The following is a 15,084-nucleotide window of genomic DNA, read 5'->3' on the forward strand; positions in this document are numbered from 1 at the left end:
ATGTTCTGCCTGCACTGCGACTTAAACAGGTCGATGCCCAAGGTGTTCTTAAGCTTAGTACCTTTGCAGGGCCAGCCCATGCGGATATTTCGCCGTACCCAAAAATGGCTGCAGGAGACGTAATCGAAACTTGGGTACAAACCTCTACCGGCAACTCCTGTACTTACAAGACTCCAGTGACCCAAGCTATGGTCGGATACCCTACCGTTGTCGAAATCCTGAGAGCAGTTTTCGAAAAGGATTTGGTCCCAGGCGCTACCGCCAAACTGGGATACACAGTGTTCCCTGCAGCCGGTACTCCGACCGTCGCTCCTGACTTGGTTGTCAAAGTAGAAAAATAAGACGTAATCAGCGCTGCGCCTTCTCATGCGCTGGGGGCGCAGCCGCTCGCGGTTATTCGTCAAGTCCGCACCGTGATGTCGGTGAAGATGTCTTTAACTGGAGCCGCAAATTAACGCAAGCCCCGCAGGTTCGGGGTTAACGGAGATGATCTACCCCATTGTTGACTCTCTCTAATCCTGAACAGCTTCGATTCAACGCTGCACTTGCGCCTTTTCAAAAAATGGCGACGGTAGCCATTAAGCCCCCCAATAAAAGGACGATACTCATGACCGCTTATCAGGCAACACTACCCGCACCCACCCTTGAAGATCGTCAGGGGCGGCCACTTCCGGGTAATCAGATTTCCGTAAAAGAAAACAGTGCCGGCGTGGTGATCAGGGTCAATACCATCAACTGCCCTGTCGGGACAGACGTCACGGCACATTTCAGTGTGATCGCAAGCGCAGACTGGACTGAAACGAAACCAGTCGCGGGGCCGTCAACCGAATTCATCGTTGAGTACAGTCTCTTCAAATTGCACGAGGGTAAAAACGCGACGATCAGCTACGACATTGCGACGAAGCAATCTGAAGTCGTTGTAGCGCCCATCGTTCCATAGGCGACCTCACCCACGCTGCGCCTCTTCATGCGCTTGGCGCAGCCGCTCTCGGCTATTGGTCAAATGCAAGCGCATAGCCGCCCGGACCGCATCGGAATTGTAGGAGCGAGGCTTGCCCGCGAAGAACGATAACGCGGTCTTCAATGGAAAACCGCGTGAAGGCCTTCGCGGGCAAGCCTCGCTCCTACAGGGGATGTGGTGTTCAGGCGGTGACGGCCTGGTCCACCAGATGACCATTCTCGATACGCACATGCCGTGGATGGAAACGCTTCAGGCTGCTGCGATGGCCGACGCTGACAATGCTCAAGCCCGGCAACTCATCGATCAACGCCTGATACAGCGACGCTTCATCCTCCTCGTCCATTGCCGAAGTGGCTTCGTCCATGTACAGCCATTGCGGCGCATACAGCAGCGCACGGGCGAAGGCCAAGCGTTGCTGCTCACCCGGCGAGAGCATGCGCTGCCAGTGATTGGCTTCATCCAGCCGCGAAACCAGATGCGGCAAGCGGCAGGTTTCCAGCACGTGGACGTAGCGCTCGTGCGGGTAGGTGTCGCCCGGCTGTGGATAACTCAACGCCTCGCGCAGGCTGCCAATCGGCAGGTAGGGCTTTTGCGGCAGGAACAGATAACGCGCCGTCGGCAGGCGGATGCTGCCATGACCCGTCGGCCAAAGGTGCCCCATCGCCCGCAACAAGGTCGACTTGCCGCTGCCGGAACGACCGCTGAGCATGACCCGCTCGCCCTCCTCCACGGTCATGTCGGCGCTGGTCAGCAGATGACGACCGTCAGTGAGGTCGAGACCAAGGTTGTGCACCTTCAGCGCCGTACCCTGAGTCTGCACGTCGATGGCCGGCGCGCGCCCTTCGTTGTCGGTCATGGCCTGACGGAAACTCAGCAGTCGATCACAGGTGGCGCGCCAGGAGGCAAGGCTCTGGTACGCACTGATAAACCAGCTGAAACTTTCCTGCACGTTGCCGAACGCCGAGCTGATTTGCATCAGCTCGCCAAGTTCGATCTTGCCGGACAAGTACCGCGGCGAAGCGACGATGAACGGAAAGATGATGGCAGCCTGATTGTAACCGGCGGTGAAGAAAGTCAGTCGTTTGGACACCTTCATGATGTCCCAGAAGTTATGCCAAACCATCCCGAAGCGACTGTTCAAGCGACGATTTTCATTGGGTTCGCCGTTGTACAGCGCAATGCTTTCGGCATTCTCGCGAATCCGCACCATGGAAAAACGCAGATCGGCTTCGAAGCGTTGTTGTCGGTTGTTCAGGCCGATCAAGCGACGACCGATCAAATGCGTCAGCCAACTGCCCACCACGGCATATACCAGTACGCACCAGAACATGTAGCCGGGAATGGTAAAACCCCATACTTCGATACTACCCGACACCCCCCACAGAATGATCGAGAACGATACCAGGCTGACAATGTTGCGAAGCAAACCAATGCCCAGTTCCAGCGTGTTCGAGGTGAAGTTGTTGAGGTCTTCGGAGATCCGTTGGTCCGGGTTATCGGTGTAACCGCCCTGCTCCATCTGGTAGTAATTCTTGTCGGCGAGCCAGCGGGCGAAATGCTTTTCGGTGAGCCACGCCCGCCAGCGAATTGTCAGCATCTGTGTCAGGTAGAGCCGGTACACCGCGCCGACAATCGCGACGGCTGCGATCACACAGAAATACAGAATCAGCCGCCAGAACGCCGCTTCGTCCTTTTGTTGCAGGGCGTTGTAAAAATCCTTGTACCAGGTGTTGAACCACACCGAGATTCCTACGCTGACCAGTGACAGCGCAATGACCGCAATCAGCAACGTCCAGGCTTTACCCTTCTCTTCGCTGTGCCAGTAAGGCGTGGTCATCGCCCAGACTTTGCGAAAAAACTGCCCGCGCACAGCATCGTTGACCGCGGAATATTCAGCGTTCTGATTCATGAATAAGGCTCGATAAAGAAAAGAACACACACGAACCGATCATAAATGATCGGTTCGTGTCATCGCGAGGGCTGGCAATAACCGTTCAGCGTCCGTTCAGCGACGGACCGGACGCTTCTGCAGTTTGCGCTGCAGCGTGCGGCGGTGCATCCCCAGGGCACGGGCGGTGGCGGAGATGTTGCCTTCGTGCTCGGTCAGCACGCGCTGGATGTGCTCCCACTGGAGGCGGTCCACCGACATCGGATTCTCCGGCACCAGGGAGTCGAGGTCGGCGTGCTCGGAGAGCAACGCGGCCAACACATCATCGGCGTCCGCCGGTTTGCACAGGTAATTGCAGGCGCCGCGCTTGATTGCCTCGACGGCGGTGGCAATGCTCGAGTAACCGGTGAGGATCACCACGCGCATGTCCGGGTCGAGTTCGAGCAGCTTGGGCAGCAACACCAGGCCCGAGTCGCCGTCCATCTTCAGGTCCAGCGCGGCGTAATCCGGGATGTCGGCCTGGGCGAGGGTCAGCCCCTCTTCGGCGGACCCTGCGGTGCTGACACGGAAACCACGCCGGGCCATGGCGCGGGCCATTACGCGGGTGAAGGTTGCGTCGTCGTCTACCAGCAGCAAATGCGGCAGTTCTTCGCCTTCGACTTGGATTTCGTCACTCATGTTCGTCTCCTCGGGCGACACGGGGCAGGCGCAGCTCGGTGAGCGTGCCACCTTCCTCATGACTGTAGAGTTTCACTGAGCCGCCGGCGCGTGTCACGCTGGCCTTGCTCAAAAACAGGCCCAGGCCGAAACCTTTGCCCTTGGTGGTAAAAAACGGTTTGCCGATCTGCTCGGCAATGGCCAGCGGTACACCGGCGCCATGGTCGCGAATGCTGATGGTCAGGTCTTCGGCATTCCAGTCCAGGGTCACTTGCAAGCCTTCAGGGCAGGCATCGGCGGCGTTGTTCAGCAGGTTCAACAACGCCTGAGTCAAATCCGGTGGCGGCGCCATGCGCGGCACGGTTCCCTGGCCCAGGCGCTGGAAACGATAACTGGCTTCCGGACGCATCAGGTGCCAGCGGTTCAGGGCTTCGTCGAGCCAGTCGGTGACGTCCTGCATCTCCACCGCCAGACGACGATTGGCCTCGGCGGCGCGCACCAGTTGCTGCAAGGTTTCCTTGCACAACTTGACCTGATCCTGCAAAACCTTCAGATCGTCCTGCAACATCGGGTCGGGATGATCCTGCTGCATTTCCTTGAGCAGCACGCTCATGGTCGCCAGCGGCGTGCCCAGTTCATGGGCGGCGCCGGCAGCCTGAGTCGCGACAGCCAGTAACTGCTGATCGCGCAGGCCTTCTTCGCGACGGATTGCGCGCAGCTCTTCCTGACGGCGCAGCTCTTCGGCCATGCGTGCAGCAAAGAAGGTGATGACGGCGGCGGCCAAGGCAAAACTCAACCACATGCCGTAGATCTGCAGGTTTTCCCGGGCGATGGGGAAGGTTTCCAACGGATAGAACCGCGCCAGCAGCAACGTGTACAGCGCCAAAGCGATGCCGGACAGAATCACCGAATAGCGCCACGGCAGCGTCACGGCGGCGATGGTCAGCGGCACCAGGTAATAAGAGACGAACGGGTTGGTCGAGCCACCGGAGAAATACAATAAGGCACTGTGGATAAACAGGTCGCAGGCCAGTTGCAAGGCATATTCAAGCTCGGTGACCGGCCACGAGGTACGCAGGCGCACGGCGGTGAATACACACAACAGCGTCGAACAGCCCAGTGTTATCGCCAGTTGCACCCACGGCAACGGCAGCAGTTCGAGCCAGTAGGCCAAGCCCACGGAGCCGGCCTGGGCGGCGAGCACCAGAATCCGGATGAAAGTCAGCCGCCAGAGGTTCTGGCGAGTGGCGGAAGTCAATTGTACGGGGGCGAGCATGAGCTCTCCTGATGAGCGCTCCAGGCGGATCGCACGGAGTATAACCAAGCCGGGGGCATGAGAGGCAAAAGTGCGGCAAACGACCACATGGCGAAAAGATTTTCGGCGGCTATAGGGACGCCACCGCTAGCAGCGGTCACCGACATTGCGCACAGCGACCTTAGGCGCAAAAAGCCGGCGATCTGTTCCCGATAGCCGGCTTGCTGGATCAGTCAGTCTCACATTCCGTACGTTTGTTGATTAATCAACACCTGCACGTAATTCCACGCATCGCCCTCTGCTCCATAAGGGCCGCCGACCTGGTTACCACTGAAGTAAACCCAAAACGATTGCTCGAAGGGGCGCCGCTCTTCGAGTCTGACTTCATAACCTCGACTCTGAGCATCGGCTTTTCCTTGTTCGGTCATAATGAACTTCCTTATTTACAGTTGAATGTTTTGAAGTCGACCGCCCTGGCCGACTTCCGATCATGCTCAATCAGCCGGCGAAGTCTTTCTACTGTCAGAACTAACAGGTAACCCCATCCCACCGACGGACGGCCGTCAGCGTCATCTGTATAGAAGTTGTAACTGTGCGAACCGGATCATTGAAGCTAGAGTCTGATGGTTTCACGCAGGTTCGGACCCTAACCCCTGCGCATCGTCCAAGGAGCTTTTCATGCACACATTGCGCCGCAGCGCCGCCCTTCTTGCCTTAAGCGTTGGCACCGCCGCCAGCCTCCCGGCCCTGGCCGTCGACGAGTTGCATTACAACCAGATCTCCCTGCGCGCCGAAGTCAGCCAGGAAGTGGCCCGCGACCTGATGATCGTGACCCTCTACACCGAAGAACAAAACACCGACCCGGCCAAACTCGCCGCCGATGTCAGCACCACCATGAACAAGGCACTGGCCCAGGCTAAACAAGTCAAAGACATCACCTTGCGCCAGGGCAGCCGCAACAGCTATCCGATCTACGACGCCAAGGGCCAGAAAATCACCGGCTGGCGTGAACGCGCCGAACTGCGCCTGGAAAGCTCGGACTTCGCCGCCCTGTCCAAACTCACCGGCGAACTGCTCACCGACCTGAAAATGGGCGGTATGGACTTCGCCATCGCCACCCCAACCCGCAAAGCCAGCGAAGACGCCCTGCTCAAAGAAGCCGTGACCGCTTTCAAGGCACGCGCCCAACTGGCCACCGACGCCCTGGGCGGCAAGAGCTACAAAATCGTCAACCTGAACCTCAACAGCAACGGTTATCCACAACCGTACATGCGCGGGCCGATGATGATGAAAGCGGCTGCTGGCATGGATTCGGCGCCGGTGACGCCAGAAGTTGAAGCCGGCACCAGCCAGGTCAGCATGACGGCGGATGGGGCGATTGAAGTGTTGATGCCTTGATTCGATAACCTGAACACAAAAACGGCGATCACCGAAGTGATCGCCGTTTTTTATTGCCTGCCCGAAACCGGGCGGGCGTGTCTGATGATTTTGTGGTGATTGATCCGCCGAAGAACGATAACGCGGTCTATGCCGGATCGACGTTATCTAGCGCACGGGATCTCACGGTCGATCGCTGAGTTATAGAAAACAACTCTATACGTGTACCAATATCTCTGAAGGAAACAACTTACACGACTTTAGGAAACTTCCCTCAACAAATTAAAGCATGCCGCTCAGGCACTGTAAGATGGATCTGCTTTTGCCACACACCATTTCCCGCCCACTTTAACCGAGCTAATATTCAGTTATAGATAGCTCTTGTCATACACCAACAGCTCAACCGACTCACTATATGCAACTAAATTCCATCCCATTAAAACCTAGCTCATGCTTCACCTAAAAGCACGAGATAACAGCCTTGACAATCGGCCCCACTCGCCAACAATGGAACCTTATGAAAAACATTGTACTGATCGGCGGACATGACGAAACCTTCATGCACTTCAAAGGTTTAGGCTTTAACTTCATCGTGCTGCAACTTCCTGAGTCACAGGGTAAAAACCTCTCAGCACTTACCAACCATATTCATCTCATCAATGATTTCTCCGAAATCACCATCATCGAAGAAATGGATAAAATACTAAAAACGCAACCTATCGATTTCATTTTTTCATTCACGGAGGACGGGCTGCTACCCGCCGCACGCGCCAGTCAACATTACGCCATCCCGGGCATCGATTACGAAACCTGCGAAATATGCATCTGCAAACCTTTGATGCGATCCAGGCTGGAACATACTGAATTCGCTGTTGCCAGCAAGATCTGTAAAACCAGAAGGGACGTCGAAGCGTTTTTTAACTGCTATCCAAATGGAATGGTCTTAAAAGACCCAACGGGCTCCGGTAGCGAAAACGTCTTCATCATCGAAGACCCCATNATGGAATGGTCTTAAAAGACCCAACGGGCTCCGGTAGCGAAAACGTCTTCATCATCGAAGACTCCGCATCCCTGCTCGATACGCTGGAGAGACTCAATCAGGAAAATTTTGTCATGCTGGCGGAAGAGTTTTTAAACGGACGGGAAGTCAGTGTCGAAACACTGACCATCGATTCACAACACCGAGTCCTCGCCGTTACTAATAAACAACTATACAAAACATCGCTCGCAGAAGAGCAGCACATCATCTCGCCGGACAATCTCGACGGCGACACATTCAGCGATTTGAGTCGTTATTGCAAGCGCCTGCTGACCGCAATCAATCACACACATGGCCCTTGCCATATTGAAGTAACAATAGCGGATGGAAAATTTCACCTGATAGAGATCAACAACCGAGTCGGTGGCGATTACATCGGATTATTGGTTGAGCTCACAACAGGCGTTGATCTTTTTAGAGAAACACTGCGCCTCCATAGTCACGAAGCCAAATCAGACACTACCAACACTCAACTGACACACTACAAATTTGCTGGCTCTCATCTTTTCTATGAACCACTGAACCCGGACCTGATCAGGGATTACATGCAGGAAGTGGACATCATCAGGTTAGTCATGGGTGAAGCCAATCCCCCACAGGGAAGACCGCACATCAACGATGACAAAATCGGCCTAGTGGTCATTGCCAGCAATGATCGCAAGAAGTTTTATACCGCCATTGGCCACCTGAACAGACTAAGTTCCGCAAGTTAACTGCCAATAATAGGAATAGACGATATGGAAGTTATCTCTAGAAGTGACATCATCCCCCTCAACAGCGTGGTGGTGAATGGCGCCTTACACGACTTGGGTGTTGTAAAAATATTTTCCCAACATCCCGCGCTGGCCCAGTTCATTCCGTCCAAAAGCGAGCTGGCCCTTAGCTGGGTCAGACTCGAAAAGGACCAGGAATTGTCGGTTCACCAACATCCCGAGGCGAGCCTGATCCTGATTTGTGACGGCTCGGGGAAAACCCTTGGCGATACAGAACGAAATATCGAGGCGGGCGATATGGTGCTGGTCCCGCCCTACTCGCAGCATGGGTTCAAAGGCACAAACGATGGTTTCTGGGCACTCTCCATCCAGTTCAACGGTAAGGCCCTGTACGAGGACACCCTTCAACCGAATGTCGTCTTCAACGCTCAAGAAACAGTCAATGCCAAGCCCGCCGACGCGCTGTTAAATGATAACGAGGGTTATCTGGAGAGCTTCAGGAACAGCCGGCTGCTTTCTCTGATCAATTCGCCGTCGATCGATCAGCCCGAAATACGCGAAAGGCTTCTCGATTGCCTACAGACCTGGTCAGACATGTTTCAGAACCTGCTGCATATACGTGTGGCGATGACGCTTGATCCTGCACACAAGAAAATCGCGCTTGAACACCTGGTGGAGGAACTGGGACACAACAACAACCTGCGCAATCAGCGCGATGCCACTCATTCGCCCATATGGGACGCGGCATTCCTGTCCACCATGGAATGGTTCAGGCATCAAATGCTCTACAAGAACGACATGGTCAAGACATTGCTGATGCACATCGTGCTGGAAGGCAGCGGCGAGATTTTCCATAGCCAGGCGGCCCGTGTGTTTACCAGCATGCCCCACTTTCAAGAGCACGGTGAAGATGACGGCAGCCACGTCAGTATGGGCATAGAACTGCTGAATCAGGCATCACCCAAGGAAATCGAAGAGCTGCGTGAAACCCTGAGCGAAGGCTGGAACATGATCACTCTGCTTTGCGACCGGTTTGCCGACATTTCCTGCGCTGACCACTCGCATCGTGCAATGGATACAACACCTCCAACCAAGCCGGCATACAACTGACCCCATGAAGATTGCAGAAATCCTGAACACAATTTTATGGTTTCAGATCCCTAAACCTGGACGCCATCGAGGCGCGCGTTCCGTTCACGCGTCTCGCTGGCAGCGCTGGCGTGGCGCTGCGATACAGGATGCTGGGAAAGAAAACGGGAAGGACAGGCTTCACCTCAGGATTTTTGCAGCCCTCAGACAAGATATCGTGTTGGCGTTTGTGGCCATCGGTGTACATACCGCGGCGGCATTTGGCGCCGCCATTACCCTCAAATCGTTACTGGCGCAGCTCATACAAGACGACTTGGCGGTCATGTCGAACATCGCACTCGGTGCCACCTGCATGGCGCTGACCTACTGCGCCTGGCTGGCGCTCAACCACTCGTTTTTTTTGGCTGAACTGGTGGGTGTCGGCGGTCGCTCTTATGTGGAACAACGCCTTCTGCTCAAAAAGAACAGTTCACTGGGTGGCTCGTCTCCACTCAGCCTCACCACGCTGTTTGACCGCGAAGCGGCACGTGTCGAATCTTCATGGTCAGGACTTATAGCAATCTCGCTGGCACTCGCCACGGTCATCTTCACTTCAACATTCTTCTTCTTTGCCCTAGGCGTCAGTGCCTTGGCCGCGTTGGCGGTCATTGCCGTCAGTTCACTGGCCGTGTTCTGGGTGGCTCAACGACTAAGCATGACCTATGCACAACTATCACTGAACGCCACGCAACGTATCGAGATAGGTGTGTTCGCTACAAAAAACCGACGCCAGGCCTGGCTTAAGAACTGGAATGCCAAACTGATAAGCGACTACGCCGACAAACGAAACCTCGAAGCAGCGTCGCTGAAAAAAGCGGCCCGCCTGGTGGCGGCGATCAGCTTGATCTCGACGATGACGCCCATTGTGGCGCTGCTCAGTGCGGCACTGTTGCAGCTAGTCTATCTGGGTCACGTCGATGCACCTGGAGTGTTGGCGGCCATTGCATTGATTGGCGGCTTGAGATCCGTCGCCAATAACATTCCGGATATTGTGCAAAGCATCTCTCAAGGATTTGTCGGGCACAAAAACGTCGAGTATTTCCTTCGTGCCAATCACGCTGATTCGTCCCCCCTTGAACCGGTACAGCTACCGATCACTCAAGCTAAACATATTGCGATTGTCGGGACCGCGAGCAGCGGCAAAACCTCGGTGCTACGAAACCGAGCGCAATGTCTTGACGACACTGACGGCCGAGCAATCTTCATTCCGGACGAGCCGTGGATATTTGCCGGTGGGCTTCGCGAGAACCTGAGTCTTTACCGCAGAGACTTTTCAGACGACGAGGTCTGCCGCGCCTTCGCTCTATCTCGCTTGCCCGATCACTTTTATGTTGATTACCTGAGTGAGATCACCCATGGCGCAGAGGGCAACTGGGACGTTTCCAGAGGCCAGGGAAAGCGCCTTGAATTGGTCAGAGCCTTGGTCGCACAGCCGCAGTGGATCTTCATTGACCAACCCACTTCAGGTCTGGACGAAAACCTCGCGGCGGGCCTGCTTGCTTCACTTCTGCAAGGTCCATGGCGCGATACCAACGTCATTTTCGTCACGGACAAACAGGAAGAGAAAGCGGCCGCGCAAGAAGTCTGGACAGTGGCGGGCGGCAACATTGCGCACGTACGAACCAATCAACTTGCAGCGCATTCAAAACCTGTTGGCACCCGCACCGAAAACCTCGCCCCGGTTGTTCCGGCAGACGAAGCAGAGCCTCTCTCTGTACCCGAGCAGTCAGAACCTGCAACGACACGCTCAAGGTCAATCACAAGAAGCCTGCTGGATTTCGGCCTGTGGAAAATCACGTTGATAGCCTTCGCGCTATTCGCCCTTAAAGAAGTGTTTACCATTGCGGGCGATTACATTATTGCCAGCGGTTATCTCACGACACACTTGCAGCTGTCCTTGATCGGGCTGGCCAGTGTTTTAGTGGTGAGTGCGGTTCTGTCGATTTTCGGGGCGCTGACTACCACCAGGAAAAGTATTGATGCAGCCTCAACCCAATGCATTCATTACTTCTCTAATTTGATGAATCCAGGTTTGGACCACACCCTGGCTCAAGAGGTTAATCGTGACAGCCAGAACAAGCTGACCTGGGATCAACGTCGCGTCGATGAGGTTCTGCCGGTGTTGCTGCTGGAAACGGTTGGCGCCGCAACCTTGCTGTTGATAACAATCGGCTACGTCATGCTGAACAACCTCTATGTACTGCTGCCGTTCGTTGTTATCGGGCTTTGCTACTGGTATGGCGCAAGTAACTCCGGCGAGTTACTCCGGCGATTCAATACCGGGGAGATCGACGCCACGTCCACCTTGTTTTCACGTGTTCAGGCACTGAATTGGGCAGGTGGTCGATTTGATAATGCACACGACAATTCGATGGTTCTGGATTGGTTGTCACCCTGCCTGACCACTCGGGCATTTGCCTCGTTGGACAATGCTGCAACGCGTCGCTGGTATAGCTACAAGCTGGATTTGATGGGCGTTTTTTTCCTGTCAGGCATCGTTGCGTCAACGATTTACTTCCATGCAACGGGCACGGTCAGCATGGCGAACGTTTTGGCGATCAGTCTCTCCTACAGCCTGATTGCGATTTTTGCACGACTCGGCAGATGCCTCGTTGAACTCCGGCAAGTCCTGGACAGTGCTGATCGCCTGGCGGTTGCCAGCTTTCAACCTCGAACTTCGCCTGTGCAGACAAAGGTCGGTTCGAATGCCCCGTTGGTGTCCTTTTCCGATGTCACGTTCATTAACCCGAACAGCGGCTCTACGGTGCTCGAACACTTCGACCAATCGTTCCATGAGAATGAAGTCGTTGTGATCATGGGTGCCAGTGGCGTCGGCAAATCCACGTTTGCCAACCTGGTAGTGGGCAGTTTGTTCCCAAGCCAAGGGCAGATATCCACGCTAGGCGGCACAGATGGATATCTAGCGCGCCAGCATGCGGAAGAAGTCCAGCTACTGACCTCCAACCCCGTGTTTAAACCAGGTTTGCTGGCGCAGCACTTTAACAACCCGTCACTGGAAGAACTCAATCAACGCGCGGCCTATCTCGGGCTCTCGGATATTGTCGAGCAATTGCAGGATGGCTTTAATCAACACGTACCCTGGAATGGTGAAATAAACCTGAGCAAGTCAGAACTACAACGACTGGCATTGCTTGACCTGACCCTCAACACCCCGGCGATCGTCATCCTTGATGAAGCGACTTCAGAGCTGAACAGAGCAGATGAAGTTCAGTTGATTCAAAAGCTCATTTCTGCGCTGCCCAATACGTTGTTTTTCATTATTACTCACAATCCCGAGCTTTCCGCACTCGGCAATAGAAACTTCAATTTCAATCACGAAAAACGGCTGGTTGAAAAAACGGCATAAAAAGCCCCGAATAAATCCTCACGAGTGGTTATACAAGGATCGTAAACATGGAGTTGCACGCGCAACGAGATGCGTTTTGTATCAGCTATGGTGTCTCTCGCCCACAACTACCCCTGTGTGGAATAGCCCATTGGGAAGCAACACTCAAAGGAACGGTGGTTCAGCATAGCGCCCTGCATGAGGAACAGGCTTATGTAGCCCCGGGCTTTTTTTACCTACCGGTTTCCGAACGCCCCGGTCCGCATCATCTGAATACGCTTGCACAAGAGGCACACGTGGCTGACTGGCTGTTAGTACCGTCCCTGGAAAAGTCGATAGATTCGATACGGCAGCAATATGAACAAGAAATAATTCCGGTGCCCTTCATGCAAGTCGCCTACCTGCAGGTTGAGGGAACCCTGGATGAGTGTTTGCTCACGTCCATGGGCAGAAAACACTACAAAGAAATGATGCGCCTGACACGCCGAGCCGAAGACCTCTGTCATACACAGGTATACCGCCTTGGCGAATTGTCCGAGAACAGCGAGGTGCTGGCAGCGTTTTCACTTCTTCAATCCTTCAATGTGGATAAATACCAGCACGTCAAAAACCTCTATTCGCTGGAGGCAATACAGGCACTGGCACGGTCAACGGAAGGTTCAAAGTACTACATCAAAATGAACTACGAAAAAACGACCCATACACCGATCTATGGCTCGCTCAGTTACGCCGATGAACAACGCGGGATTTTCTCGCAACTGGTTCAGGGTCAAGACCGAAGCCAGGTTCCGGCGGGGCTGAACCTGTACGTCAGCGATTACTACCAACTGTACACAGTGGCGGAATCACTGGGCTTCAAGAACAACTGCCTGGGGCGGGGAGCAATCGATATAAAAAGACGAATGGGCGCCAACCGGGTGGTGGACCTGGAGAACTGGCTGATTCCGATCCGAACGAGCAACCCGCATCAGATGCATGAGTTTTCAAGTACGCGAGACAGCTAACAAGGAGTTTTTAATGTCCTTTTTCGATATCAACAAGCAACTTTACAGTGTTCACAGGATAGAGAACGGCGTCTCTATACTGGATTACTCAACGTCGACCTTTGACCTGGCAGGGACACTTCAGCAAACCTTGGCCAGTCGCTACAACCTCAAAACCGACTTTGCACTCAACAAAATACATGAATGCCTGAGCCGGGAGGAAATCAGCAATCATTTGGAAGACTCCGGCCATTGGCACGACCCTCTGCAAACACTCGGGACGCCGATGATCGAAGCGTATTACAAGTTTGTTCATTGGCTCAGCGCCCATCTGGGGTTTGATTTCGTATTCGAACACAACCCATTGGTCCGCTATCACATCCCCGCCAAACTGGATGATCGATACAGGTTGCCGGATGGCGAACTTTTCACCCATCACTCGGACACGCTGCTGGGCGATTATTTTCAACAGATCAACATGTGGCTGCCATTTTGTGATGTGAAAAATACCGGCGCGCTCAGCGTTTGCTCCAAAACTGCCAGTATCAACACCCTTAAAGCCTTCGCCCGAGAGCAGGGTTATACCTATGACGAATACAAAGAAAGTCGGGTCGTTTTTTTTGACTATGCAAAGCAACGTCCGCAACTGATGGCCGACCTGCGCACTGACGCCATGCCAACCAACCTTCGTTACGGTCAATGCTTGATGTTTGACCCCCGGATTCTGCACGGGACCGCAGAGAACATGGAAAACATGACGCGAGTCAGCATGGACTTCAGGATCGTCCCCGTGGACGACTACGAATCCATCATCAAGGAACTCGAACGTCAAGGTGGACGCCCCAATAGCTATGAAGGTGAAGGGTTGATCAAGGGTGAGTTCTACAACGCGCTGACCGCGCGAGAAATCATAAAAAACTAACGTCCCACTTCGTCCTAAAACATCATAAGAATATCAATCAGGGAATAGATTATGACCACGGCTCTCGCTTGGCTGGACGGCAAATATCTCCAGCATGACCAGATGAACTTGTCGCCCGTCACACACTCGCTGTCCTATGCCTCCTCAGTCTACGAAGGCATGCGCAGCTATGGCGGTAAGGTATTCAAGTGCGAGGAGCATTTACAACGGTTACAACAGTCAGCCCGTTTGTTCAAACATGACCTGTATTACACCAACGCAACGCTGACTGAGGCGTGCAATGAACTGCTCAAGCGCAACGAACTGCAAGACGCGTACATTAAAATCATCGTGTTTTATGACGAAGCCGACGTCAGTTTCATGGGTCGAGGTTGCCGCAGCAAAGTGGTGATATTCGTTCTGCCATTTGCTCCGAAGGCAGCGACCACGCCTTACAGGCTCACGACCGCCAGTTGGAGACGCGCGCCCGCCGATTGCCATCCGTATCAAGCCAAAACCTCGTCCACCTATGCGATCAGTTTCTTGAGTTTCTGTGATAAAGATGAGGCGTTTGACGACGTGCTGTTTCTCTCGACCAGCGACACGGTGTGCGAGTCCAGTGGTTCCAATATCTTTTTTGTGAAGGACAGCAAGCTTATTACACCGACGACCGAAATGGCACTGGCGGGCATCACCCGCCGCGTCATCATTGACGAGCTAGCCCCGGCGCTGGATCTGCAAGTGATACAGCGTGACATTTCAAGCTCGGAACTGGGTCAGTTTGATGGCGCCTTTTTATGTGGCACAGCAATGGAAATCACTGAAATCAGCTGCAT

General features: G+C 54.2%; 13 protein-coding genes and 1 pseudogene. 9 read left to right on the plus strand and 5 right to left on the minus strand.

Features of this window, described 5'->3' with window-relative positions; all coding sequences use genetic code 11:
- Both HCU66_RS25860 and HCU66_RS25865 read left to right on the plus strand, forming a co-directional pair.
- A partial coding sequence (locus HCU66_RS25860; RefSeq protein ID WP_205891221.1) for a hypothetical protein occupies nucleotides 1-341 on the plus strand: 341 nt, incomplete at its 5' end.
- A 266-nt stretch (nucleotides 342-607) separates the two neighbouring features.
- Nucleotides 608-940 (plus strand): hypothetical protein, encoded by a 333-nt coding sequence (locus HCU66_RS25865; protein WP_205891222.1) that lies wholly within the window; start codon nucleotides 608-610, stop codon nucleotides 938-940.
- Between the two features lie 6 nt (nucleotides 941-946).
- On the opposite strand, the pseudogene HCU66_RS25870 reads toward HCU66_RS25865, so the two are convergent.
- The 5 genes and pseudogenes from HCU66_RS25870 to HCU66_RS25890 all read right to left on the minus strand — a co-directional run.
- A pseudogene (locus HCU66_RS25870) lies at nucleotides 947-1,039 on the minus strand (GntR family transcriptional regulator); the annotation flags it as partial.
- Nucleotides 1,040-1,142: 103 nt separating this feature from the next.
- Complete coding sequence (locus HCU66_RS25875; RefSeq protein WP_205891223.1) at nucleotides 1,143-2,870, minus strand: ABC transporter ATP-binding protein/permease; 1,728 nt, start codon at nucleotides 2,868-2,870, stop codon at nucleotides 1,143-1,145.
- Nucleotides 2,871-2,966: 96 nt separating this feature from the next.
- Nucleotides 2,967-3,527, minus strand: a complete 561-nt coding sequence (locus HCU66_RS25880) for a response regulator transcription factor (protein ID WP_205891224.1) — start codon at nucleotides 3,525-3,527, stop codon at nucleotides 2,967-2,969.
- Nucleotides 3,520-4,782 carry an ATP-binding protein gene (locus HCU66_RS25885; RefSeq protein ID WP_205891225.1) on the minus strand — a complete coding sequence of 421 codons (1,263 nt, stop codon included), beginning with the start codon at nucleotides 4,780-4,782 and terminating at the stop codon, nucleotides 3,520-3,522. The genes HCU66_RS25880 and HCU66_RS25885 overlap by 8 nt, the downstream gene beginning before the upstream one ends.
- A 218-nt stretch (nucleotides 4,783-5,000) precedes the next feature.
- On the minus strand, nucleotides 5,001-5,189 hold the full coding sequence (locus tag HCU66_RS25890) for a hypothetical protein (protein WP_205891226.1): 189 nt from the start codon (nucleotides 5,187-5,189) through the stop codon (nucleotides 5,001-5,003).
- 250 nt (nucleotides 5,190-5,439) lie between these two features.
- On the opposite strand from HCU66_RS25890, the gene HCU66_RS25895 reads away from it, so the two are divergent.
- The 7 genes from HCU66_RS25895 to HCU66_RS25925 form a co-directional block, all read left to right on the plus strand.
- On the plus strand, nucleotides 5,440-6,159 hold the full coding sequence (locus HCU66_RS25895) for an SIMPL domain-containing protein (protein WP_205891227.1): 720 nt from the start codon (nucleotides 5,440-5,442) through the stop codon (nucleotides 6,157-6,159).
- Nucleotides 6,160-7,143: 984 nt separating this feature from the next.
- On the plus strand, nucleotides 7,144-7,890 hold the full coding sequence (locus HCU66_RS27260) for an ATP-grasp domain-containing protein (protein WP_241015692.1): 747 nt from the start codon (nucleotides 7,144-7,146) through the stop codon (nucleotides 7,888-7,890).
- Nucleotides 7,891-7,914: 24 nt separating this feature from the next.
- Complete coding sequence (locus tag HCU66_RS25905) at nucleotides 7,915-9,000, plus strand: cupin domain-containing protein (RefSeq protein ID WP_205891228.1); 1,086 nt, start codon at nucleotides 7,915-7,917, stop codon at nucleotides 8,998-9,000.
- 4 nt (nucleotides 9,001-9,004) lie between these two features.
- Nucleotides 9,005-12,385 carry an ATP-binding cassette domain-containing protein gene (locus tag HCU66_RS25910; RefSeq protein ID WP_205891229.1) on the plus strand — a complete coding sequence of 1,127 codons (3,381 nt, stop codon included), beginning with the start codon at nucleotides 9,005-9,007 and terminating at the stop codon, nucleotides 12,383-12,385.
- Nucleotides 12,386-12,432: 47 nt separating this feature from the next.
- Nucleotides 12,433-13,368, plus strand: a complete 936-nt coding sequence (locus tag HCU66_RS25915) for a hypothetical protein (protein WP_205891230.1) — start codon at nucleotides 12,433-12,435, stop codon at nucleotides 13,366-13,368.
- Nucleotides 13,369-13,381: 13 nt separating this feature from the next.
- A complete protein-coding gene (locus tag HCU66_RS25920; protein ID WP_205891231.1) occupies nucleotides 13,382-14,269 on the plus strand; it encodes a phytanoyl-CoA dioxygenase family protein in 888 nt (295 codons plus the stop codon).
- 51 nt (nucleotides 14,270-14,320) lie between these two features.
- On the plus strand, nucleotides 14,321-15,084 hold a 764-nt coding region (locus HCU66_RS25925), incomplete at its 3' end, for an aminotransferase class IV (RefSeq protein WP_205891232.1).

Origin of the sequence: Pseudomonas frederiksbergensis, assembly GCF_017114915.1 — a bacterium.
Classification (GTDB): Bacteria; Pseudomonadota; Gammaproteobacteria; order Pseudomonadales; family Pseudomonadaceae; genus Aquipseudomonas; species Aquipseudomonas frederiksbergensis_I.